This is a genomic window from Dietzia sp. JS16-p6b (assembly GCF_003052165.1).
GTDB lineage: Bacteria > Actinomycetota > Actinomycetes > Mycobacteriales > Mycobacteriaceae > Dietzia.
This window is the reverse complement of sequence record NZ_CP024869.1, coordinates 200,944-222,393: the sequence shown is the minus strand read 5'-3', so window position 1 is coordinate 222,393 and position 21,450 is coordinate 200,944. Positions and strand designations below refer to the sequence as shown.

Sequence of the window (21,450 nt, the reverse complement as noted above, 5' to 3'; positions counted from 1 at the left end):
CGCACCACCAGACAGGCTCCTCTCCGGCGCCCCGCCGCCCTGGGCATCCTCTGGATCGCCGGCGTCGCCGTCCTGCTGGTCTCCACGGCGCTGGTCCTGACGATCGGTCCCTCGGGTCTGACGGCCGGCGACGTCGTGCAGTCCGCCCTGGCGCGGCTCTCCGGCACCGAGTCGGGGCTGACGCGCATCCAGGAGGGGATCATCTGGAACCTGCGGTTGCCCAGAACCCTCATGGCGGCACTGGCCGGCGCGGGGCTCGCCCTGTGCGGGGTGATCCTGCAGTCCCTGCTCCGCAACCCTCTGGCCGACCCGTACATCCTCGGAATCTCCTCCGGCGCCTCGACGGGCGCGGTGCTCATCGTGGTGCTCGGTGTGGGGGCGGGGGCGGTCGGTCTCACCACGGGCGCGTTCGTCGGGGCGCTGACCGCCTTCGGGTTCGTCTTGCTGTTGGCCTTCGCCTCCGGCGGAACCACCGACCGGGTGGTGCTCGCCGGGGTCGCCGCCACCCAGCTGTTCTCGGCCGTGACCTCGTTCGTCGTCTATACCGCGGCCGACGCCGAACAGACCCGCGGTGTGTTGTTCTGGCTGCTGGGCTCGCTGTCCTCCGTCCGGTGGTCGGACGTGGCCGCGTGCGGCGTCGTCGTGCTCGCCGGTCTGCTGGTGTGTCTCCTGCACACCTCCAGCCTCGACGCCTTCACCTTCGGCCAGGACGCGGCGGCCGCCCTCGGTGTGGACGTGGCCCGCACCCGGCTCGTGCTCATGGTGGTCACCGCACTCATCACCGCGGTCATCGTCAGCACCTGTGGTGCGATCGGGTTCGTGGGTCTGGTGCTGCCGCACGCCGCCCGGGCGGTGGTCGGCATGCGGCACCGCGTCCTGGTGCCGACGGCGGCGTTGATGGGAGCGGTCTTCGTGGTCTGGATCGACGCCGCCGCCCGGACGGTCCTCGCGCCGCAGGAACTGCCGATCGGAGTGGCCACCGCTCTGATCGGCGTGCCGGCGTTCGTGGTCCTCCTCCTCCGCACGGGCAGGGCCCGATGACGACCGGGCCCCCGGAGGGGCAGGGGGCGGCGACCCTCGAAGCCCAGGGCGTGTCGTGGTCCGTCCGCGGTCGGCCCATCCTGAGAGATCTCTCCCTGGCACCGGAGCCCGGGACGATGGTGGGGGTCCTCGGCCCCAACGGCTCGGGCAAGTCCACCCTGCTGCGCGTCATGACGGGCCTGCTGCGGCCCTCGACCGGTCGCGTCCTGTTCGACGGCACGGACATCCGGCGCCTGCCCCGCAGGCGGGTCGCCCGGCACGTGGCCCTTGTCGAGCAGGAGGTGTCCACCGACCAGAACCCGACGGTGCGGGACGTGATCGAACTCGGTCGCATCCCGCACCGCGCCGCGTGGTCGGGCCCCCGCACGCAGGACGAGGAGGCCGTACTCCGCGCCGCCGCCACCACCGCCCTCACCGATCGTCTCGACCAGCGGTATGCCACCCTCTCGGGCGGCGAGCGGCAGCGGGTGCAGATCGCGCGGGCGCTGGCTCAGGAACCGGACGTCCTCGTGCTCGACGAGCCGACCAACCACCTCGACATCCGCCATCAACTCGACCTCCTGGCCCTGGTCAGGGGCACCGGGGCGACGGTGGTGGCGGCGCTGCACGACCTCAACCTCGCGGCCAGCTTCTGCGACCGGCTCGAGGTCTTGTCCGGGGGGCGCCTGGTGACCGGGGGCCGCCCGTCGGAGGTGCTCACACCAGCGCTGATACAGACGGTGTACGGGGTCCGCGCGGAGGTGCTCCACGACGGACCCGCGGTGCACGTGCGCTATCTCGCCCGCTGACCCGCGGGAGCCTGGGCGTGAACCGCGGGCGCAGGTCCGCGATCCCCGACCGAGGGGCGCAGCTGTTCAGCGCTTGCGGTTGCGGAGCTTCTCCGCGAATTCGCGGGCCTTGCGCTGGTTCTCCGGCTTGGACGCCTCCCGCCTGACCACTTCGACGGCCTTGAGCGCGACTCCGGTCTTCAATGCGTTTCTCAGGAACGCCATCGGGTACCTCCATCATCGGGGAGCGCCAGTGTAGGCACCCTGTCAGCCGGCCGCGACCGGGCGGCGCAGCAGGTAGACGTCCATCACCCAGCCGTGCTCCGTGCGCAACCGCTCGCGCGCGTTCCGGATCTCGGGCAAGACATCGCCGACCCCGCCCGAGATCAGGCACTCCCCCCGGTCACCGAGGTTGCCGCCCCACCAGATGTGCCAGTCCGCCAGGTGATCGAGAGGCAGGCCGGCGTTGAGCATCACCACCACGTTGTCCGCGCCGCCGGCGACGACCTCCGCCAGACGACGGCCAGTGGTCACGGTGACCGTCCCGCCGATCTCGTGCAGGACCAGCCGGTGACGCGCGGCCAACACCTGTAGAGCGGAAATGCCCGGGACCACCTCCACGTCAAAGTCGAGCCGGCCACGGGCGAGGATCCGGTCGACGATCCGCAGCGTGGAGTCGTAGAAAGCCGGATCACCCCACACCGGCACCGCCACGTCGCCGGGCCGGTCCGCCAACACCCTCTCCCACGCCAGGGAACGGGCCTCGTGCCAGTCCAGGACCACGCCGCGGTACCCGTCCTGTGAGGAGGTCGACGACGACGAGCGGTCTCGTTCCGGATCAGCGACTCCCACCAGCTCGACGCCCGGCGCGTGCCGGGCGAGCAACCGCCGACGGAGGTCGACCAGCGGGTCGCCCGGACCCTTCACGGCAGCGAGCGCATACTCGGACGCGCGCAGGGCGGCGACCGCCTCCATCGTGATCTGATCGAGTCCGCCCGAGCCGATGCCGACGACCCGCAGCCGCCGCCGCGGCCGATCCCCCGTCTCCCCGATCGGCGTCTCCCCGATCGGCGCGCGAGTGCTGCACGCGCGCGCGAAATTTCCTGTGCGGGTGCAGCACTCGCGCGCGTCTGGGCTGGGCGCGTCGGGGCTGGGCGCGTCGGGGCTGGGCGGGACTGGGCTGGGCGCGTCTGGGCTGGGCGCGTCGCCGGAGGGGCCGTCAGTCGCCATGCGACTCCTCGAGGTCGCCTTCGACGTCCAGGTAGACCTGCCGCATCCGGTCCATGATCTCGGCGTCCGGCTGGGCCCACAGTCCGCGGTCGGCGGCCTCCGAGAGTCGCTCGACCATCCCGCGCAGCGCCCAGGGGTTGGAGCGCCGGAGGAACTCCTGGTTGGTCTGGTCCAGCACGTACTCCCGGGCCAGCGTGTCGTACATCCAGTCGTGCACGACCCCGGCGGTGGCGTCGAACCCGAAGAGGTAGTCGACCGTCGCCGCGAGCTCGAAGGCCCCCTTGTACCCGTGCCGCTGCATGGCCGCGATCCACCGGGGGTTGACCACGCGGGCGCGGAACACCCGGACCGTCTCCTCCGCCAGCGACCGCGTCCGGATGGCGTCCGGGGTGGTGGAGTCCCCCACATAGGCGCGGGGTTCGGCGCCGGTGAGCGCGCGCACGGTCGCGATCATCCCCCCGTGGTACTGGAAGTAGTCGTCCGAGTCGGCGATGTCGTGCTCGCGGGTGTCGATGTTCTTGGCGGCCACCGCGATGCGCCGGTAGTTGGTGCGCATGTCGTCCGCGGCCGGCACGCCGTCCAGATCGCGGCCGTAGGCGAAGCCGCCCCAGCGGGTGTAGACCTCGGCCAGGTCGCGGTCGTCCCGCCAGTTTCCGGCCTCGATCGTCTGCAGGATCCCGGCGCCGTACGACCCCGGCGCCGAGCCGAAGATGCGGGTGGTCGCCCGCCGGTGGTCCGAGTGCTCCGCCAGGTCAGCCCGGGTGTGGGCGGCGACGTGGTTCGACTCCGCGGGCTCGTCGAGGTCGGCCACCATCCGGACGGCGTCGTCGAGCATCGTGATGACGTGCGGGAACGCGTCCCGGAAGAAGCCCGAGATGCGCACCGTCACGTCAATGCGCGGCCGCCCGAGCTCCGCGGTCGGGACCACCTCCAGACCGTTCACCCGTCGGGAGGCCTCGTCCCACTCGGGCCGCACCCCGAGCAGCGCCAGGACCTCGGCCACGTCGTCGCCGGAAGTCCGCATGGCCGAGGTGCCCCAGATGGACAGTCCCACCGAGCTCGGGTACTCGCCGGTCTCCGCCACGTGGCGGTCCAGCAGGGAGTCGGCCATCGCCCGGCCGGTCTCCCAGGCGAGCCGGGACGGGACGGCGCGGGGGTCGACCGTGTAGAAGTTGCGACCGGTCGGCAACACGTTGACCAGGCCGCGCAGGGGCGACCCCGACGGGCCGGCGGGCACGAACCCGCCGCCGAGGGCGTGCATCACCGCGTCCAGCTCGTCCACCGTGGCGGCCAGGCGCGGCACCACCTCGCGAGCGGCGAACTCCAGGACGCGGCCGACCTCGTCGTCGTCCCCCTGACCGGCATCGGACAGCACCTCCGGCACCGCCGCGGGGTCCCAGCCCCGCGCGTCCATGGCCTCGACCAGCGCCCGGGCCCGGGCCTCCACAAGGTCGACCTCCTGGGTCGGGGCGTCCTCGACCAGGCCGAGGGCGCGACGCAGACCGGGAACGGCACCGAATTCGCCGCCCCACACCTGCGAGGCCCGCAGGATGGCGAGCACCAGGTTCACCCGCGCCTCGCCGTCCGGCGCCTGACCCAGCACGTGCAGCCCGTCGCGGATCTGGACGTCCTTGATCTCGCACAGCCACCCGTCGACGTGGAGCAGGAAGTCGTCGAACTCCTCGTCACCGGGCTGCTGCTCCAGTCCCAGGTCCTCGTGCATGTGCGCGGACCGCATGAGGGTCCAGATCTGCGCGCGGATCGCCGGCAGCTTGGCCGGGTCCATGGACGCGATGTTGCCGTACTCGTCCAGCAGCTGCTCGAGGCGGGCGATGTCGCCGTAGGCCTCGGCGCGTGCCATGGGCGGCACCAGGTGATCGACGATCGTGGCGTGGGCGCGGCGTTTGGCCTGCGCGCCCTCGCCGGGGTCGTTGACGAGGAACGGGTAGATCAGCGGCAGGTCGGCGATCGCCGCGTCGGTCGCGCACGCCGCCGACAGCGCGGCGTTCTTGCCCGGCAGCCATTCCAGCGACCCGTGCTTGCCGATGTGGACCAGCGCATGGGCGCCGAACCCCTTGGCGAGCCACCGGTAGGCGGCCAGATAGTGGTGGGAGGGCGCCAGCTCGGGGTCGTGGTAGATCGCCACCGGGTTCTCGCCGAAGCCGCGGGGCGGCTGGATCAACAGGACGACGTTGCCGGCCGAGATCGTGGCCAGGACGATCTCGCCGGCGTCGTTGACGAACAACCGACCGGGGGCCTGCCCCCAGGCGTCCACCATCTCCGCGCGCAGCGACTCGGGCAGATCCGCCGTCCACGTGAGGTAGTCGTCGGGGGAGATCCGCACGTGACTGTCGGTGAGCTGGGCGTTGGTCAGCCACTCCTCGTCCTGTCCGCCCGCGGCGATCAGGGCGTGGATCAGGGCGTCACCGGCGGCCGTGTCGTCGGCGTAGGTGCCCTCCGAGCCACTGTCGGCGACGTCGAGGAACCTGGCGACAGGCCCGTCCTCCGGACCCAGGTCGTAGCCCTCGTCGCGCATCCGGCGCAGCAGCCGGATGGTCGAGACCGGGGTGTCCAGGCCGACCGCGTTGCCGATCCGGGAGTGCTTGGTCGGGTAGGCCGAGAGCACCAGGGCGATCCGGCGGTCGGCCGCGGGGACGTGGCGCAGTCGCGCGTGTGACACCGCGATCCCCGCGACGCGCGCGCAGCGCTCGGGGTCGGCGACGTACCGGGGCAATCCGTCGGCGTCGATCTCCTTGAACGAGAACGGCGCGGTGATGATGCGGCCGTCGAACTCGGGGATCGCGATCTGGTTGGCCGAGTCCAGCGGGTTGACGCCGTCGTCGGAGGCCTCCCAGTCCTCCCGACTCCACGTGAGGCACAGCCCCTGGAGCACGGGGATGTCGAGGACGGCGATCCGTTCGACGTCCCACGTCTCGTCCTCGCCGCCCGCGCTCACCGCCCCGGGCGTGGTCCCGCCGGCCGCCAGCACCGTGACGATCAGCGCGTCGAGCGTCCCGAGCGCGTCGAACAACTCGTCGGGCGCCGAGCGCAGGGAACCGGCGAACACGGGCACGCCCACGGCCTGCCCGGTGGCGTCGATCGCGTCGGCCAGCGCGTGCGCGAATCCGGAGTTCCCGCTCACCTCGTGGGCGCGGTAGTAGAGCACTCCGACGCGGGGGAGGCCCCGCGACTGGTCCACCCCGGGGCCGCCCCGCGACTGGTCCACCCCGGGGCCGCCCCGCGACTGGTCGATTCCGCTCGCGTTCTCCCAGGTCGCGTGTCGGGATTCGCCACGTTTGTGACCACTCGCCGGGGAATCGCCACCCGGCCGCGGCGGCATCCCCCACACGGGGACACTCTCCGGGGGTTCGAACCCGGTGCCGGTGAGCAGCACGGTGTCCGAGAGGAAGGCGTGGAGCTGGGCGAGGTTCCGCTCCCCACCCTCGGCGAGATAGCGGTGCGCCTCGGCCGCGATGCCGATCGGCACCGTGGACAACTCCATCAGGTCGGCATCCGGGGCCTGCTCGCCGCCGAGGACCACCACCGGTCCGCCGGTGGCCATCACGGCCTCGAAGCCGGGCTCCCAGGACCTGCGCGACCCGAGGATCCGGACGACGATGAGGTCGGTGCCGGAGAGCAGGCCGGGCAGGTCCGTCTCCACGTCGATCCGGGACGGGTTGCCGAGCGTCCAGTCGGCCCGGGAGGCGCGAGCGGAGAGCAGGTCCGTGTCGGAGGTGGACAGCAGGGCGATACGGGGTGCCTGTGGTGCGGCGCCATCGGACGGTGCCGTGTTGTCAGATGGTGCCGTGGCCTCAGTACCCGTGGCCTCAGTAGATGGTGCCGTGGCGTCCTCAGGGGACGCCGAACGCCGGTCATGGCGCATGTTCTTCTCCAAACCCTCGTGGAACATGACGCCGTGGCCGGTCTCCTGGCTTTCGCATCGACGCCGTGCGACCGACCTTCCCGGGCCGTGGCCCAGTGGTCTCCGCCCCGCGTGGGACGGACGAGGGTCGCTCGACTCCGCGACTACAGTGGCGAGGGCCGCGCCGGCTTTCCCTCCGGCTTCCCGAGCACCACGGCACCGGCGAGCCTATCCGGCCCGGTCCCCCTGCGGGTGCCCGGCCGTCGGCTCCCCACTCCACGCGGCTGGCCCCCGGGTGCCACACTGTGGCCCGTGAGCGATTCCGGACCGACCCGCCGCACCCGCACCGACATGTGCCCCGGCGTGCATCGCCCGTGGCCCGCCGAGGACGGGGCCCTGGTCCGACTGCGCATCCCGGGCGGCCGGGTGTCACCGGAGTCCCTCGCCGCGCTACGCCGGGTCGCCCAGAGTTACGGAGACGGCGACGTCCACGTGACGACCCGCGCGAACCTACAGCTGCGGGCCCTGCCGATGGGCCGGGACGGCCACCTCGTCGACGAGGTCGTGGCGGCCATCGCCGCGACCGGGCTGCTCCCCGCCCCGGCGCACGAACTCGTCCGCAACGTGCTCGTCTCCCCGCTCACCGGTCTGGTCGGGGGCAGGGCCGATCTGCGCCCGGTGACCGACCGACTCGACGCCGGGCTCCGGGCCGATGCCGGTCTGGCGGGACTCTCGGGCCGGTTCCTGTTCGTCCTCGACGACGGCCGCGGCGACCTCGTCGACCGCCCCGCGGACCTGGGGTTGGCGGCCCTCGACGCCGACGTCGTGCAACTGCGGGTGGCCGAGGACTGGGCGGCCGTCGTGCCCGTCGACGAGGCGGCCGACCGCCTGCTCGGACTCGCCCGCGACTTCGCCGACGCCCGCGGATCCGGCCGCGAGGCGCCCTGGCACGTGCGTGAACTCCCGGTGCCGCTCACCGCCGCCCACCCGGGGGACGAGCGACTCCCCGCCCCCGCGCCCGCGTTGCCGTACGGCCCCGTCCCCGGAGCGCCGGGACGGATCGAGCACATCGGGGCGCCGGGCGGGGTCCTCACGGGCGCGCTGATCGATCGCCTCACCGGCGAGGACGTCCTCGAGCTCATCGTCACCCCGTGGCGCGGCGTCCTCACCGTGCGCACGTAGACTCGCCGCTGTCCCACGGCGAGGAACCCGGTGCGAGTCCGGGGCGGTTCCGCCACTGTGAGGCCCGGTCGCCGGGCCGCCAAGCCAGATACTGGCCGCGGGATCGACGCGCCCTCACCGCGCGCCGCCTGAAGACTTCTGACCGGGGCGAGAACCCCGAGGAGGACCCATGCCTGCTGTCCCCAGGCCGACACGCCGGTACGACTACGTCGACGACGGGCCCGCGATCTACGTCGACTCGTTCGCCACCATCCGTCGCGAGACCGATCTGTCGCGCGTCCCGGACGATGCTGAGCGGCTCGCCGTCCGGATGGTGCACGGTACCGGTCAGATCGACCTCGTCGACGACCTGCGGGTCCATCCGGCACTGGTGCGGGCCGCGCGATCGGCGCTCGAGGGCGGGGCGCCGATCCTCTGCGACGCCCACATGGTCGCCTCCGGGATCACCCGGTCACGGCTCCCCCGGAACAACGACGTGGTGTGCCTGCTGTCCGATCCCCGCGTGCCCGAACTGGCCCGACAGATGGGCACCACCCGGTCCGCCGCCGCCCTCTCCCTGTGGGGCGAGCGGCTCGACGGCGCCGTGGTGGCGATCGGCAACGCCCCCACCGCCCTGTTCCATCTACTGGAGATGCTGCTGGACGGCGCCCCCCGCCCCGCCGCGATCGTCGGGTGTCCGGTGGGGTTCATCGGCGCCGCGGAGTCCAAGACCGCGCTGGCCAGCCTGGCCGACGACCACGGGATCGACATCCCGTTCGTCACCGTGCACGGGCGACGCGGCGGGTCCGCGATGACGGTCTCCGCGGTCAACGCCCTCGCCCAGGTGGCCGAGTGAGCGGCGGGCCGGCGGACGGGCCGGTCGCAGCGGGGCGCCTGTACGGGATCGGCGTGGGCCCGGGCGACCCCGAGTTGATGACCCTCAAGGCCGCGAGGTTGATCGGCAGCGCCGACGTCGTGGCCTATCACGCCGGTCGGGGCAAGGAGTCCAACGCGCGGCGGATCGCGGCGGGCCTCATCCCCGCCGACGCGGTGGAGGAGGTGCTGGAGTACCCGGTGACCACCGGTCTGACCGACCACCCCGGCGGGTACGCGGGGGCGATCGCGGACTTCTACGACCGGGCAGCTCACCGCCTGGCGGAGCATCTCGCGGCCGGCCGGGACGTGGTCCTGCTCGCCGAGGGGGACCCGCTGTTCTACGGCTCGTTCATGTACATGCACGACAAACTCGCGGGCCGGTTCGTCACCGAGATCGTCCCGGGCATCCCGGCGTTCGCCGCCGCGACCGCCGCCGCGGCCACTCCCCTCGTCCGGCAGACGGACGTGCTCACCGTGCTGCCCGGGACCCTCCCGGAGCCCGAGCTGGCCCGCCGCCTCGCCGACACCGACGGGGCGATCATCATGAAACTCGGCCGGAACTTCCCGGCGGTGCGCCGAGCCCTGGAGGCCGCAGGGCGGCTCGACGGGGCCGTGTACGTCGAACGCGCCTCGACCGACGCCGAGGTGCACCACCCCGTGCGTGACGTCGACCCGACGACAGTGCCGTACTTCTCGCTCATCGTGGTCCCCGGAGACTCCCAGCAGGTGGACCCGTTCGGGCGACGCCCCTCGCCCCTGGGCGACGGCCCCGCGCGCGCCACCGCCCCGGACGGCGAGCTGCACGTCGTCGGACTGGGGCCCGGCCCGGACCACTGGCTCACCGCCGAGGCCCGGCGGGTCCTGGCCGAGGTCGACCACGTGGTCGGGTACGCGCCCTACGTCGACCGAGTGCCCCAGCGCGCGGGCCTGACCCGGCACTGCTCGGGCAACACGGTCGAGGTGGACCGGGCCAGACTCGCGCTGGACCTCGCCCGCTCCGGCCAACGCGTGGCGGTGGTCTCCGGGGGCGACGCGGGCGTGTTCGGCATGGCCGCGGCGGTCTTCGAGGCCGCCGAGGACCCTCTGTACTCCCGGATCGACGTGCGGGTCGCGCCCGGGGTGTCCGCCGTCCAGGCGGTCGCCGCACGGGCCGGGGCCCCCATCGGCGCGGACTTCGCGGTGATGAGCCTGTCCGACCGGCTCAAGCCCTGGGAGGTCATCTCGCGGCGTCTCGACGCGATCGCCGCGGCGGACCTGGTCCTGGCGGTGTACAACCCCGCCTCGCGCTCGCGCACCCACCAGGTCGCCGACGCCCGCGACGTCCTCCTCCGGCATCGCGACCCGGCCACCCCGGTGATCGTGGGACGCGACGTGGGCCGGGAGGGCGAATCGCTGACGATCACCACTCTCGCCGAGCTCGACTGCGGCTCGGTGGACATGAGGTGCCTGCTCATCGTGGGCGCCTCCGGGACACGCGTCACCGAGTCGGGGCGCGTGTGGAGTCCGCGGTTCGTGCGGCCGTGAGCGGGACTCCCGACCGTGATGCGCTGTGGCGGATCCTCGCCACCCGTCGCGATCACCGGCATTTCGATCCCACCCCGGTCCCCCGCGAGACCATCGAGCGCCTCCTCGAGGTCTTCGCCGTGGCCCCGAGCGTCGGGCTGAGTCAGCCCTGGCACGTCACAGTGGTCCGCGACCGTGCCGTGCGCGAGGCCGTCCACGAGGGATTCCGCACCGTGCGCCGCGCCGAGTCCGAGCGCTTCGACGGTCCGCGACGGGAACTCTACGACTCGCTGCGTCTCGAGGGCATCCTCCAGGCTCCGGTCGGCCTGGTCGTCAGCCACCGGCCGCCCGCCGGGCCGGTCCTGGGCACCACGAGCGTCCCGGCGGCCACCGAGTACAGCGTGGTGGCCGCGATCACGCTGCTGTGGCTGGCCGTGACGGCCGAGGGCCTGGGCATGGGCTGGGTGAGCCTGGTCGAGCCGGACCATCTCTCTTCCAGCGTGCCCGTGCCCGACGGGGCCCGGCCCCTGGCGTACCTCTGTCTGGGACATCCCGCCCTCGAGCTGGACGAACCGTTGTTGCAGACCGTGGGGTGGGGACGCAGGTCGCCGCTGTCGGTGGACTGGGTGTAGATCCGGCTCAGGAACCGTCGAACGCCTCCCTCAGCGCTTCGCACTGCGCTCGGAAGAAGTCCTTGCTGACCCCGGCGCGGGTGACGACCAGGTCGAAACCGTGGAAGGCCCCCGGCACCGGGACGAATTCGCAGCGCACTCCGGCGCGCCCGAGGCGGTCTGCGTAGGCCTTGTCCTCGTCGAAGAACAGATCCACCGTGCCGACGCCGATCCATGCCGGCGCGACACCCACCAATTCGGTGTGGCGGGCCGGACTCGCCGTGGACGGGTCGGCCCCGCCCAGGTAGCTCGTCCAGCCGAACCGATTCGACCGAGCGTCCCACAGTCGGTGTCGTGGGTCCGGGGTGTCGGTGCGGTCGTCCAGCATCGGGTACACGAGCAGTTGCAGTACCGGGTCGACGGGGCCGTCATCTCTCGCCCGGATCGCCAGTGCGGCTGCGAGGCCACCGCCGGCGCTCGCGCCGCCGATGGCTGTCCGGCGGGCGTCGATGCCGGGTTGGGAGGCCAGCCAGACGAGCGCCGCGTGACAGTCGTCGAGCGCCGCCGGGAAGGGGAACTGCGGCGCCAACCGATAGTCGACCGAGACGACGGTCGCACCGGTTCTCCGAGCAAAGGCCCGGCAGAGTGCGTCATCCTGCGCCGCAGAACCGACGAGGTATCCACCGCCGTGGATCCACACCAGGCCTGGCGAGGGCGTCGAGGACTCACCGGAGGGGCGGAAGACCCGCACGGTCGCACCCGACTCGAGTTCATGCGTCTCCGTTCCCCGCAGTCCGGGCAGCAGTGTCCCGAGCTTCTGTATCGCCGGCAGTGTCCGCGGTCCCACCAATCGCGGGGGCAGCACCATTGACGCGAGTCGGAGATCGGGGTGGTACTGGCGGCGATCGCGGATGCGGCCGAGGAACGGGATGCGCATGGTCATCCTCCGTAACGGATGAATCCCCGTGGGGTGGTGGAACTCGAATCGGCTGGATGTCCGCTCAGGGCGAACTGACCAGCCGCGCCGACCCGTCCGAGACGAGCAGCGCCTGGTCGTCGTTGACCAGGGTCAGCGGGTAGCTGTCCCCATAGGTCTCCTCGATCTGCGCGATGAGCTCGGGCGGGTAGGGCGGGAGAGCGCCGTCCGCGTGGGGGATCACCACGGTGTCGACCAGTCCGAGTCCGCTGCGGTCGGCGAGGTCGGGGGCGGCGGAGGGGTCGTCCATGAGGCTGACCGGCTCGATGCCGGGTCCGGCGACGACCGATCCGGCGCTCGAGCCGATGTAGGGCAGCCCCGCCCGCACCCGCTCGACCACGGCCTCATCCGCGCCGTGTCGGCGCAGCGCCGCCAGGAGCACGAAGGTGTTGCCGCCGGCGACGTACAGGGCGTCGAGCCCGTCGAGCAGGGCGGCGAACTCACGCGGGTCGTCGATATCGGCGGCGGTGAGGTCGGTCAGGACGTACCCCAGGTCCGCCAACTGCGCGCGTTCCGCGGCCACGAACCCGGCCCCCGCGTACGGGCTGGCGGCGTCGTTCAGATATCCGATGCGCACCACGGGTGCGGGACGGTTCACGTGCTCGGCGAGGAAGTCGGGGACGGCGCCCACGCCGAGGGACAGCAGGAGCAGGTTCATGGCGCCACTCTACGAGCTGATCGCGGGCGCTTCGCGGTGTGTCGCCGGCGCCGGGACGACCGGCACGCGCCCAGCGGTGATCACCCAATTTCTCATCCTTTGACGCCTACGTAACAGCGCGGCAACGCACCACCGTTTGACTACTTCCGATCAAATGATCGATTTGAAGGAGTCCTATGGAACCCGCCCCGCGCCCGGCCCCCGCGGCCTACCGGCGCCACCTGTTCCACTCCCGCGACTCCGTCCCCGACCAGTGCTCGGACGTCGTCTGGATCCAGGGTGACCAGTACTTCTGCGACGCGCGGTTCTCCACCGACGCCGCAGGCGCGACGCACTTCCGCATGGGGTTCGCCGGAGAACTCGAGTGCACGGACCCGGCCACCGGCGAGTTCGAATGGGTCCACGCCATCGCCGCCGGGGAGGCCTTCGGCTCCGCCGACATCGGGCAACTCTTCGACGTGCCGGGGTGGGGCCTGCTGGAGGTGGGCCGGCAACTCGACTACGTCGAACTCTGGCAGCGCTGCGCCGACGAGCCCGGCCCGGTGTGGGAGGCCCGAGGGGTCGACGACCAGGGAACCGAGGCCGTGGTCGTCTGCGTAGGCGACCGCTTCGGCCTCGCGCTCGGCGCCGACTCCGCCGGGAACCGGCCGGCATCGGTGCACATCGGGTCACGGACCGACCGGGGCTGGAGCGCCCGGTACTCGTCGTGGTCGGTCCCCGAGCCTCCCCGGTTCTTCCTCTCCCCCGAGTCGGACGGCCGCTTCGCACTCTCCTGGCAGACCGGCGAGCACGGCAGCACGTCCACGTTCTTCGACCCGATCCACGACGCCGGACCGATACCCCCAGCCCGACCGTCCCACCCGCCCCGACCAGCCCACCCAGGAGCCGACAATGCCTGACCTCCACCGTCCCACCACCGACTTCGAGTCGATCCCGATCATCGATGTGTCCACGCTCGCCGATCCCGGTGGCCCCTCTCAGGAGTGCGTCGACCGGCTCGGCGAGGCGGCCCGAGGCGTCGGGTTCCTCCTCATCGTCAACCACGGCGTGGCCGACGAGACCTTCGCAGCCATGCACGAGGCCTCGCAACGGTTCTTCGCCCAACCCGACGCCGTCAAGCAGCAGGTGTACATCGGCAACTCCACCAATCACCGCGGGTACGTCCCGATCGGGGAGGAGGTCTTCGCCGGCGCGACCCCCGACCTCAAGGAGGCCTTCGACCTGTCCATCGATCTGCCGGCGGACCATCCGGAGTACGTGGCCGGCAATCCGCTGCTCGGGCCGAACCAGTGGCCCGATCTGCCGGGGTTCCGTGAGGCGGTGACGACCTACTACGACGAGGTGTTCACCCTCGGGTCGCGGCTCCTCGCGGCGTTCGCCCGGTACCTCGACCTCGATCCCGACACCTTCCTCGGGTCGGTGACCCAGCCGCCCTCGCAGCTTCGTCTCATCCACTACCCGCACAACCCTGACGCCCATGACCGTCCCGGGATCGGAGCGCACACCGACTACGAGGCGTTGACCCTGCTGAGGCCCACCGCTCCCGGGCTGGAGGTGATGAACGGCCGGGGAGAGTGGATCGAGGTCCCGTTCCGCGAGGACGCCATCGTCGTGAACATCGGGGACCTGCTGGAGGTGTGGACCAACGGCGCCTTCGTCGCCACCTCGCACCGGGTCCGGAAGGTCTCGCGGGAACGGTATTCCTACCCGTTGTTCTTCACGGTCGACTACGACACGGTGGTCGCTCCCCTGACGTTCCCCGGGTCCAATGACTCCGTGTACGAGCCGATGCACTCCGGCGAGCACCTGTTCGCCCAGACCGCGCAGAGCTTCGCCTACCTGAGGAGGCGGATCGCGGACGGTGAGGTCGCACTGCCGGAGGGCGCGCGTCCCCTGTACTCGCTCGGTCGCGAGACCGCCCTGGTGGGTGAGACCCGATGATCAGTCTCGCCATCGGCGGCACCGTCGCCCTGCTCGTCGTCCTGGGTCTGTTGTCGTCGAAGAGGGTGCGGGGAGAGAACCGCAACTTCGCCGTCGCCGGCCGCACGCTGACCGTGCCGCTCGTCGCCGTCCTGCTGATGTCCCAGGTGATCGACTCCAACGCGACCGTCGGAGCGGCGGATCTCGCGGGCGGTTTCGGATTCTGGGCCGGAGCCGCGATGCCCCTGGGGATCGCCGTGTCGTTCCTGTTGATGGGGCTCTTCGTGGCCGAGAAGGTCCGGGAGCGCGAGCTGTACTCCCTGCCCGGTTACTTCCGGCAGACGTTCGGCCGCACCGGCGAGATACTGTCGGCCGTCCTGACGGTCTCCAGCTTCGGCATCCTCATGGCGGGCAACCTCGTCGCCCTGGGACACATGATGGACCACTTCGTCGGGGTGCCCTACTGGGCCGCGATCGTGTTCGTCACCGTCGCGATCCTCGCCTACACGATGGTCGGCGGGATGTTCGCGTCCGTGTACACGGGACTGTTCCTCATGGTGGTGATGGGGGTCGGGTTCGTCGGGCTGACGCTGTGGATGTTCCTCGGCCCCGGGTACACCGCTGCCGAGGGGTTGGGCATCTCGGATCTCGAACAGCTGACCGCCCCTGCGGCGGGCGCGGCGATCAACTGGGCGACGCTCTTCGCGCTGGGCTTCGGCAACCTGGTGGCCATCGACGTCTTCCAACGCGTGTCCTCGGCCAGGTCCGCCCGGGGCGCCAGGGCGGCCAGCCTGATCGCCGCAGTCGGGACCGTGGTCCTGTGTGTCCCGCTGGCCGCGGTCGCCGTGGCCGGGGCGGGACTGCTCGGGGACAGCGGCTCCGAGTCGCCGATCCTCTTCCAACTCCTCACCGGGCCGGTACCCACCCCGATCGCGATGCTGGTCATCTCGGCCCTGCTGGCCGCCTCCCTCACCACGGTCAGCGGCATCCTCCTCGCGACCTCGTCCATCGTCGTGGGCACCATCCTCGACACCAGGAATCTGCGGTTGAGCGTGCTCCAGGCCTCCCGGTGGGCGATGGTCCCCGTCGCGGCCATCGGCATCGTCGTCGCACTCCGGGTCAACCACACCGGGATCCTCCTCACGCTGACCTTCGACCTGCTGTGCGCGAGTCTCGTGGTGCCGTTCCTGCTCTCCCTGTGGACCCGCCTGGTCAGCACGAGGGCGCTGATCATCTCCGCCGCGCTGGGACTGGGCGTGCGGCTCGGGTTCTTCGTCTTCACCCCGACCATCTACGGGGTGGACAACACCCTGCTGTACTTCCCGAACGAGGTGATCACCACCAGCGTCGACGGCTGGACGACGTTCCTCGCCGCAGCCGTGTCCTTCGTGGTCTACGTGGCGGTGGCCGCCACCGACACACGGCCCGACCCCCGGAAGGCCACGGCGACACCCTCCGTCGACGAGCCGGAACCGGACCGGGACGTCGAGGTTCCCGCGAGGGCCTAGCCGTCAGTACACCCAGCGGGCGGCGTCAGTCGACAGACCCCGGGCCCGGGGGATCGAGAGCAGCGAGAATCTCGGTTCCCCGGGCCCGGGTCTCGTCGGTGAGGAGGTCCGGGACCCGCGCCAGCGTCAGTGCGGCATCGGCGACCCGGGCCGGGGTGTCGTCCGGAATCGGTGACCGCGTCCGGCGCCGGTAGGTGATGACGTTCTCCACCAGTCCGACGACCATCGCCACGTCGACGTCAGTGGCGCGTTCCCCCGTCGTGCGCTCGAGCAGCACCCGGTAGGCCTCGTGCAGCGAGTCCCGGACCTCGTGGAACTCGCTGAAATGGTCGCCGTCGAGAGCCGGTTCGAAGTACAGCACACCCAGGTTCTGCGGATCCTCGTGCAGCAGCCGCGCATCGGCGTACGCCAGGGCCCACAACAGCACGTGTCCCGGGGCGTCGCTCTCGAGCAACCGGTCGGCGATCCGGTGGGACGGGATCACGGTGCCGAGCACCAGCCGGAGCAGGATCTCGTCCTTGGAGCTGAACCAGTGGTAGACGCTGGCCTGCTGCAGGCCCGCGCCCTCGGCGATGGCCCGGGTGCTGGTACGGCCGAATCCCTTGGTGACGAACAGTTCGCCCGCGGCGTGCAGGATGTCCTGCTCGCTGCCGAGTCCGGTCGGCGACCCGGGGTTGCGGCGCGGCCGTCCACGAGTCCTCGTCACCCGGCAGAGGCTACCAACGCCCCGTCCGGTCGCAGTCAGCCTGTGACCACCTGCCGACGCCTGGACCCCACCAGACCCGCGGTCACGGGCGCGCCGGTCATCACCAGGACCAGCAGGAACGGCGCCGGGCGAACTCCTCCACCGGGACCGCGGCGAGATGGTGCACCGGCGAGAGCGACCGGGGCCACCCGGGGAAGTCCAGCAGGTCGGCGAAGTCGGCCACAGGAACATCAGCGCGACCACCGCCCAGCCGACCCCCGTCGGCGACCGAGGGCCCGGCGCCCGGTCCGGTCAGAGGATTCCGACCAGCTCTCGGAGGGCGTGCCGGGCACTCGCCCCGTCGATAGGCGCCGGGGTGGCCGTCAGCTGCGCGGCAAGCCCGTCAAGCGCCGCATGGAGTGCCGTCACCCTCGCCTCGAGGGCAGGATCCTCCAGTTCGGGAATCGTCGCGGTCGAGTCGACTACGTCGTGCACATCCATCGTGTCCGCCTCGACGATCGGAACCGCCCTGTCGTTGAGATGCCCGACCACCCGACGACACTGATGTCGGACGCCCGCCCACCCGGCTTCCCGCCACCGGTCCAGTCCGGCCGGGTGCGTCGCGGAGTGGGCGACGGCCGACCAGAGGAACCACTCCACGCGGCGACGCTCGTCCAGCGGCAGCAGTTCTTCGAGCAGCGCACACGCGGCGTCCCGCCCTTCCGCGGCGGTGGTGGCGTCGCCCAGTGCGCGGATCAGGGGCACGAGCCGATGGGCGGCCTCGGCGGTGACATCGGCCATGACCTGTTCCAGCAGTTGTTCCTGGGTGGGAAAGAAGTGCCGCACCGCCCCGACTGACATTCCCGCCTCCGCGGCGACACCGCGGACGGAGGCGGCCGGGATGCCCCCACGAGCGACCAACCGCAACGCCGCCGCCACGACGTCGCGCTGACGCTGACGCCCCTTCGCGCTGCGCCCCATGCGCCCTCCCCCCACGTCGTCGATCCGATGTGCATACCGTAGTCTCCAGAAACCAACACGCCCGTATCGGAAAGGTGGAGCGAGTGCACCGCGCTCTCGTCGTCTCCCTGGTGGCCACCCTGACCGCTCTCGCGCCTGTGACCGCCCAGGCCCGACCGGATGGCGGCGCCCTGCACGACCGGATCGAACGCATCGCGCAGGAAGTCGTGGGGCGGTCGACCGCAGGCATGGTCGTGTCCGTCGTGGATGGTTCGACGACCCCGCTTCTCCGGGCCTGGGGCCACGCCGACGCCGAGGGGGACCGCCCCCTCGGCACGGACTCGCGCCTCCCGGTCGCCTCGGTCTCCAAGGTCGTCACCGCCCTGACCGCCCTCACGCTGCACGAGGAGGGCTCCTTGGATCTCGACGCGCCGATCGAACACTCCAGCGGGGTGGTGCTGCGGGATGAGCGGGCGCCCGCCGACCGCACGCCCCTCACGGGGCGACATCTCCTCACGCACCACGCGGGACTCGTCGAGTCGACCCTGATGCCGCCGCCTGCCGGGCCCGGCGACCTCGGGAAGCCCCTGGCGCACTGGCTCGAACGCCACCCGCCGGTCTCGGGGCACCCCGCGGTCGGTATGCACTACTCACCGCTGGTCGCTCACACCCTGATCGGCGCAGCGATCGAGAATGCCACGGGCGCGGACTTCGCCCACGCGGCCCGCCGCACCGTCCTGGATCCGGTCGGCGCCGGTTCCGCCACGTTCGACGAGGCGGCCGATCCGGACGACGCGGTGATCGTCGCTCCGACCGGGGACGGGTTCGAGGCCGCGCCGTGGCCCGACGTCCCGGAGGCGCCTTCGGCCTCCTTGCGGTGGTCGGCACGGGATGCCGCCGCACTGCTCTCGGCATTGGTCACCGAGGGCGGCGGCGTGCCTGCACGGGTCGTCGAGGAGGCCCGCGCCACGAGCGTCAGACCGCATCACGGCGGCGGTGGCCACACCCAGGTGTTCTTCGAGGACCACCGCCGGGGCGTGCGGGTGCTGGAACACGCCGGGGCCGACGGACAGGCCTGGCTGACCCTCATCCCGGAGGCGGACGTCGGCGTGTTCGTCGCGGTCAACTCCCAGGATGCCGCAGCGACCGAGGCGACCGGAGCCGTGGTAGACGCAGTGATCGACTGGATGGTCCACGCCGGTCGGGCGCACCCGGCACCCGCGGGTCCGGCCCCGGCGATCATCCCTGAGTGGTTGCCGTCGAGCCGCGCCACGACCCCGACGGGCTCGTTCCAGGAGCGACTCTTCACAGGACTCGGACCAGAGAAGCTGCTCCGCAGCCTGCTCGGGCAGGTCCGAGTGACCGCCGACGGGGACGACCTCGTGTTGAACGGACGACGACTCACGCCCGAGAGCGAGGGGCGCTGGTGCGACCCGGCCGGTTGCGTCGCCGGTCGGATCAGCAGGTCGGGGATCACGGTGCTCGAGCGCGGAGACCGCGGCATGCTCGAGCAGACACTCACACCGGCGTCGCCACAGGACGATCGGCGGGTGGTCATGTCCGCTCTGCTCGCGTGGGTGGTGGTCGCACTGGCCGTCGTGGTCGGTGCCATGAAGCGGCTCGTTCGACGTGGACGCGGGCGCGAGCGGACTCCCTCCTTGGCGCCGGGGATCGCCGTCGCCTGGGTGACCGCAACCGCGGTCACCTTCTCAGCCGCGATCACCATGCCCCTCGGTCCTCTGCTGTGGGGGTGGCCCACGCTCGCCGCCCCCCACACGACTCTCACAGCCCTGGCCATGCTCAGCGGTGCGCTCGCCATCGTGTGGTCGATCGCCGCCGCCCGCCGCTGGCGGACGGTGCCGTCAAGTCATCTCGTGGCCGCCGGGACGTGCGCGGCCCTCGCGCTCCCGATGCAGCTCTCCCTCATGTACTGGGGGGGTGCTCTCTAGCGGACCGAGGTATCGCCCTGTTCGCATGGCCTTCCCGGCCCCGGCGACGGCCGGGGGCCCGGTGCCGTTGGACGGCGTCGTGGTTACCGCATCGAGCGCTGCAGTAGCGCCGTCCGCCGTTCCGGCTGGTGTCGACGAACACCTCGGGGCACCCCGCGCGGAGACAGGCCCCCAGACGACAGCCCTCCGACTCGACCGCGAAGATCGCCAGACCGCCTGCGGTGATGGCCCTGACGCGCTCCACGACGTCGTCGCCGTCGGCCGCGAAGTGCAGGTGGGGCTTGTGCCCGTCGTGTGTGCTCAGGGACGGCCTCGACGCGGCCGATTCCAGCAGCTCGTTGATCGCGTCGCATGTGGAGTCCACGTCCGGCGCCGAGAACGGCGCTCTCAGCCGCGATGCCCACTCCTTCAGGCGTTCTGACCTGGCGTTGTCGAGCTCGGGCCTGCGGACGCCGTGGGCGCGGAGCACCCCGACGGCCGCGTCGGCGTCCCACGACCCGGCGGCGAGCGAGGCCAACTCCGCCGCGAGTGTCGGGCCGACCATATTGCCATGGTTGAACTGCACTGACCCATTGCACCACAGTCGGCGCATGACCACAGCAGCCTGTTCACCCACCGACCTCCACCACGACCGCGGCGTCCTCGTTCCGCATCCCGCGGACCCTGGCCGGCATCAGCACGACTGGCTGCGCCGTTCGTCCCACCCGACCAGCGAGGGCACCGTGACCTACGAGTCGTGCCACTGCGGGGCGCATCGCGTCCTACGCGCCGGCGTGCCCGTCGCCCGGGCGTAGGACGGATCGACGCTCAGACGGTGGTCGAGATCGAGCGCTCCCTGACCTTGAACCAGATCGAGAAATCCTCGGCGGCCCGACGGACGACGTCGTAGCTCGACCCGCCCGTGAGGTCGTTGAAGCTGTCCCGCACGCCGTCGACTCCGGTCGACCGGGTCTCCTTGGGGATGCCGAAGCCCATCTTCCAGTCGGAGAAGCTGCGCTCGGCTGCGGGTTCCGTCAACAGGACCCTGACGCGACTGTGTCTGTCATCGGCCGCGATGCGCGTCATCAACTCGTCGATCGCGGCCGGAGGGCCTTCGAGGAACTGGATGAAGCAGTTGTTCCTGAAGAGGAGGACACCGGTGATATCGGCGGCACGATTGCGTTCCCGGGAGGTGAACAGGATGGACTCCAGGTCGCCCGGCAGCATCTTCCGCACCGGCACGCTCGTGTACACCAGATACTTCAAGTGCCCGGTCCCGGGCGACGTGGGGGACTCAGCGTCCAGCGACATTCAACCCTCCCTCGCTCGCCTCGGAAAAATACAGATCATTCAGACTCGAGATCGCCTCGTCCAGCGAACCGGACTCGCCATGCTGTCTCGACATCCTGTCGTAGCAGGTGAAACCGCCGTCGGAATTCCGGTCGATGTACCCCACGAAGTTCCCGCGGAAATTACCGACGAAGAAACTGTCTTCCACCTGGGACCATCGTATTTCTTCGTCGCCTTCGATTGCCGAAGTCACTCCCACCCCTTTTCTTCCCTGACAAGGTGTCTCGCCCACCGCCGTACACGCCCACAGAACGTGGCCCGAGCCACGTCACCGGGAGACGCTGCCGCCGCGCGCGGCCGAACAAGGGATTGGGTACGCACCGACGTGTCTCCCGACCCCGCACTACTTTTCTCTCCTGAGAACTCACATCCTGCTCACGCTGTCCGCCATAGCGGCACACGGTGCCATCATGG

The 21,450-nt window shown here is 71.4% G+C and carries 22 protein-coding genes and 2 riboswitches; of the genes, 11 read left to right on the top strand and 11 right to left on the bottom strand.

Going from position 1 to position 21,450, the window contains the following annotated elements:
- The first annotated feature begins 39 nt into the window (after positions 1-39).
- Positions 40-1,041 carry an iron ABC transporter permease gene (locus tag CT688_RS01030; RefSeq protein ID WP_231750564.1) on the top strand — a complete coding sequence of 334 codons (1,002 nt, stop codon included), beginning with the start codon at positions 40-42 and terminating at the stop codon, positions 1,039-1,041.
- Entirely contained in the window at positions 1,038-1,829 is a 792-nt protein-coding gene (locus tag CT688_RS01025) for an ABC transporter ATP-binding protein (protein ID WP_194305810.1), read from the top strand. Before CT688_RS01030 ends, CT688_RS01025 begins: the two co-directional genes overlap by 4 nt.
- A gap of 66 nt (positions 1,830-1,895) precedes the next feature.
- Here CT688_RS01025 and CT688_RS17450 read toward each other — a convergent pair whose 3' ends face one another.
- The 3 genes from CT688_RS17450 to cobN all read right to left on the bottom strand — a co-directional run bounded on the left by CT688_RS17450 (position 1,896) and on the right by cobN (position 6,948).
- Complete coding sequence (locus CT688_RS17450; protein WP_182613492.1) at positions 1,896-2,033, bottom strand: hypothetical protein; 138 nt, start codon at positions 2,031-2,033, stop codon at positions 1,896-1,898.
- 42 nt (positions 2,034-2,075) lie between these two features.
- Positions 2,076-2,861 (bottom strand): precorrin-6A synthase (deacetylating), encoded by a 786-nt coding sequence (gene cobF / locus CT688_RS01020; protein ID WP_255412673.1) that lies wholly within the window; start codon positions 2,859-2,861, stop codon positions 2,076-2,078.
- 166 nt (positions 2,862-3,027) lie between these two features.
- Complete coding sequence (gene cobN / locus CT688_RS01015; protein ID WP_231750441.1) at positions 3,028-6,948, bottom strand: cobaltochelatase subunit CobN; 3,921 nt, start codon at positions 6,946-6,948, stop codon at positions 3,028-3,030.
- Positions 6,939-7,131: riboswitch (cobalamin riboswitch) on the bottom strand. It overlaps the preceding gene by 10 nt.
- An 81-nt stretch (positions 7,132-7,212) precedes the next feature.
- On the opposite strand from cobN, the gene CT688_RS01010 reads away from it, so the two are divergent.
- The 4 genes from CT688_RS01010 (at position 7,213) to bluB (ending at position 11,072) form a co-directional block, all read left to right on the top strand.
- Complete coding sequence (locus CT688_RS01010) at positions 7,213-8,082, top strand: nitrite reductase (RefSeq protein WP_107755393.1); 870 nt, start codon at positions 7,213-7,215, stop codon at positions 8,080-8,082.
- Between the two features lie 22 nt (positions 8,083-8,104).
- Positions 8,105-8,174, top strand: a riboswitch (cobalamin riboswitch).
- A gap of 77 nt (positions 8,175-8,251) precedes the next feature.
- Positions 8,252-8,917: a precorrin-8X methylmutase gene (locus tag CT688_RS01005; RefSeq protein WP_107755392.1), complete on the top strand. Its 666-nt coding sequence runs from the start codon at positions 8,252-8,254 to the stop codon at positions 8,915-8,917.
- Between the two features lie 77 nt (positions 8,918-8,994).
- Positions 8,995-10,461, top strand: coding sequence for a precorrin-2 C(20)-methyltransferase (locus tag CT688_RS01000; RefSeq protein WP_231750562.1), 1,467 nt, complete (start codon positions 8,995-8,997; stop codon positions 10,459-10,461).
- On the top strand, positions 10,458-11,072 hold the full coding sequence (gene bluB, locus CT688_RS00995; protein ID WP_231750440.1) for a 5,6-dimethylbenzimidazole synthase: 615 nt from the start codon (positions 10,458-10,460) through the stop codon (positions 11,070-11,072). Before CT688_RS01000 ends, bluB begins: the two co-directional genes overlap by 4 nt.
- Positions 11,073-11,079: 7 nt before the next feature.
- Here bluB and CT688_RS00990 read toward each other — a convergent pair whose 3' ends face one another.
- On the bottom strand, positions 11,080-11,988 hold the full coding sequence (locus CT688_RS00990; protein ID WP_107755389.1) for an alpha/beta hydrolase: 909 nt from the start codon (positions 11,986-11,988) through the stop codon (positions 11,080-11,082).
- A gap of 64 nt (positions 11,989-12,052) precedes the next feature.
- Positions 12,053-12,685, bottom strand: a complete 633-nt coding sequence (locus tag CT688_RS00985) for a Type 1 glutamine amidotransferase-like domain-containing protein (RefSeq protein ID WP_107755388.1) — start codon at positions 12,683-12,685, stop codon at positions 12,053-12,055.
- 176 nt (positions 12,686-12,861) lie between these two features.
- Between CT688_RS00985 and CT688_RS00980 the strand changes: the two genes are divergently transcribed.
- From CT688_RS00980 to CT688_RS00970, 3 genes are read left to right on the top strand one after another with little or no spacing between them, the layout of a single operon-like run.
- On the top strand, positions 12,862-13,584 hold the full coding sequence (locus CT688_RS00980) for a hypothetical protein (RefSeq protein WP_231750439.1): 723 nt from the start codon (positions 12,862-12,864) through the stop codon (positions 13,582-13,584).
- Positions 13,577-14,626 carry an isopenicillin N synthase family oxygenase gene (locus CT688_RS00975; protein ID WP_107755387.1) on the top strand — a complete coding sequence of 350 codons (1,050 nt, stop codon included), beginning with the start codon at positions 13,577-13,579 and terminating at the stop codon, positions 14,624-14,626. The genes CT688_RS00980 and CT688_RS00975 overlap by 8 nt, the downstream gene beginning before the upstream one ends.
- On the top strand, positions 14,623-16,113 hold the full coding sequence (locus CT688_RS00970; protein WP_107755386.1) for a sodium:solute symporter: 1,491 nt from the start codon (positions 14,623-14,625) through the stop codon (positions 16,111-16,113). The genes CT688_RS00975 and CT688_RS00970 overlap by 4 nt, the downstream gene beginning before the upstream one ends.
- Before the next feature lie 25 nt (positions 16,114-16,138).
- Here CT688_RS00970 and CT688_RS00965 read toward each other — a convergent pair whose 3' ends face one another.
- The 3 genes from CT688_RS00965 to CT688_RS00960 form a co-directional block, all read right to left on the bottom strand.
- Positions 16,139-16,819, bottom strand: coding sequence for a TetR/AcrR family transcriptional regulator (locus CT688_RS00965; RefSeq protein ID WP_159077968.1), 681 nt, complete (start codon positions 16,817-16,819; stop codon positions 16,139-16,141).
- 100 nt (positions 16,820-16,919) lie between these two features.
- Positions 16,920-17,042 (bottom strand): hypothetical protein, encoded by a 123-nt coding sequence (locus CT688_RS17910; RefSeq protein ID WP_255412659.1) that lies wholly within the window; start codon positions 17,040-17,042, stop codon positions 16,920-16,922.
- Between the two features lie 68 nt (positions 17,043-17,110).
- On the bottom strand, positions 17,111-17,779 hold the full coding sequence (locus CT688_RS00960) for a TetR/AcrR family transcriptional regulator (protein ID WP_107755384.1): 669 nt from the start codon (positions 17,777-17,779) through the stop codon (positions 17,111-17,113).
- A gap of 83 nt (positions 17,780-17,862) precedes the next feature.
- On the opposite strand from CT688_RS00960, the gene CT688_RS00955 reads away from it, so the two are divergent.
- A complete protein-coding gene (locus CT688_RS00955) occupies positions 17,863-19,707 on the top strand; it encodes a serine hydrolase (protein WP_107755383.1) in 1,845 nt (614 codons plus the stop codon).
- Here the strand turns inward: CT688_RS00955 and CT688_RS00950 are convergent.
- On the bottom strand, positions 19,682-20,251 hold the full coding sequence (locus CT688_RS00950; RefSeq protein ID WP_228549413.1) for a CGNR zinc finger domain-containing protein: 570 nt from the start codon (positions 20,249-20,251) through the stop codon (positions 19,682-19,684). The two genes, CT688_RS00955 and CT688_RS00950, sit on opposite strands and share 26 nt — an antisense overlap.
- Positions 20,252-20,297: 46 nt before the next feature.
- Here CT688_RS00950 and CT688_RS00945 point away from each other — a divergent pair, with 46 nt between their 5' ends.
- A complete protein-coding gene (locus CT688_RS00945; protein ID WP_107755382.1) occupies positions 20,298-20,501 on the top strand; it encodes a hypothetical protein in 204 nt (67 codons plus the stop codon).
- Positions 20,502-20,514: 13 nt separating this feature from the next.
- Here the strand turns inward: CT688_RS00945 and CT688_RS00940 are convergent, their stop codons facing one another.
- Together CT688_RS00940 and CT688_RS00935 are read right to left on the bottom strand one after the other, a co-directional pair.
- The gene (locus CT688_RS00940; protein ID WP_107755381.1) at positions 20,515-20,997 is read right to left on the bottom strand and encodes a BLUF domain-containing protein; all 483 of its coding nucleotides are present in this window, start codon (positions 20,995-20,997) and stop codon (positions 20,515-20,517) included.
- On the bottom strand, positions 20,981-21,229 hold the full coding sequence (locus CT688_RS00935) for a hypothetical protein (RefSeq protein WP_231750438.1): 249 nt from the start codon (positions 21,227-21,229) through the stop codon (positions 20,981-20,983). The genes CT688_RS00940 and CT688_RS00935 overlap by 17 nt, the downstream gene beginning before the upstream one ends.
- Positions 21,230-21,450 lie beyond the last annotated feature (221 nt).

Bases quoted from the DNA above. Each gene is read 5' to 3' on its own strand.
- CT688_RS01025 (WP_194305810.1), top strand. From the start codon at position 1,038: ATGACGACCGGGCCCCCGGAGGGGCAGGGGGCGGCGACCCTCGAAGCC.
- CT688_RS17450 (WP_182613492.1), bottom strand. From the start codon at position 2,033: ATGGCGTTCCTGAGAAACGCATTGAAGACCGGAGTCGCGCTCAAGGCC.
- cobN (WP_231750441.1), bottom strand. From the start codon at position 6,948: ATGTTCCACGAGGGTTTGGAGAAGAACATGCGCCATGACCGGCGTTCG.
- CT688_RS01005 (WP_107755392.1), top strand. From the start codon at position 8,252: ATGCCTGCTGTCCCCAGGCCGACACGCCGGTACGACTACGTCGACGAC.
- CT688_RS01000 (WP_231750562.1), top strand. From the start codon at position 8,995: ATGACCCTCAAGGCCGCGAGGTTGATCGGCAGCGCCGACGTCGTGGCC.
- CT688_RS00990 (WP_107755389.1), bottom strand. From the start codon at position 11,988: ATGCGCATCCCGTTCCTCGGCCGCATCCGCGATCGCCGCCAGTACCAC.
- CT688_RS00985 (WP_107755388.1), bottom strand. From the start codon at position 12,685: ATGAACCTGCTCCTGCTGTCCCTCGGCGTGGGCGCCGTCCCCGACTTC.
- CT688_RS00980 (WP_231750439.1), top strand. From the start codon at position 12,862: ATGGAACCCGCCCCGCGCCCGGCCCCCGCGGCCTACCGGCGCCACCTG.
- CT688_RS00975 (WP_107755387.1), top strand. From the start codon at position 13,577: ATGCCTGACCTCCACCGTCCCACCACCGACTTCGAGTCGATCCCGATC.
- CT688_RS00970 (WP_107755386.1), top strand. From the start codon at position 14,623: ATGATCAGTCTCGCCATCGGCGGCACCGTCGCCCTGCTCGTCGTCCTG.
- CT688_RS00960 (WP_107755384.1), bottom strand. From the start codon at position 17,779: ATGGGGCGCAGCGCGAAGGGGCGTCAGCGTCAGCGCGACGTCGTGGCG.
- CT688_RS00950 (WP_228549413.1), bottom strand. From the start codon at position 20,251: ATGGTCGGCCCGACACTCGCGGCGGAGTTGGCCTCGCTCGCCGCCGGG.
- CT688_RS00945 (WP_107755382.1), top strand. From the start codon at position 20,298: ATGACCACAGCAGCCTGTTCACCCACCGACCTCCACCACGACCGCGGC.
- CT688_RS00940 (WP_107755381.1), bottom strand. From the start codon at position 20,997: ATGTCGCTGGACGCTGAGTCCCCCACGTCGCCCGGGACCGGGCACTTG.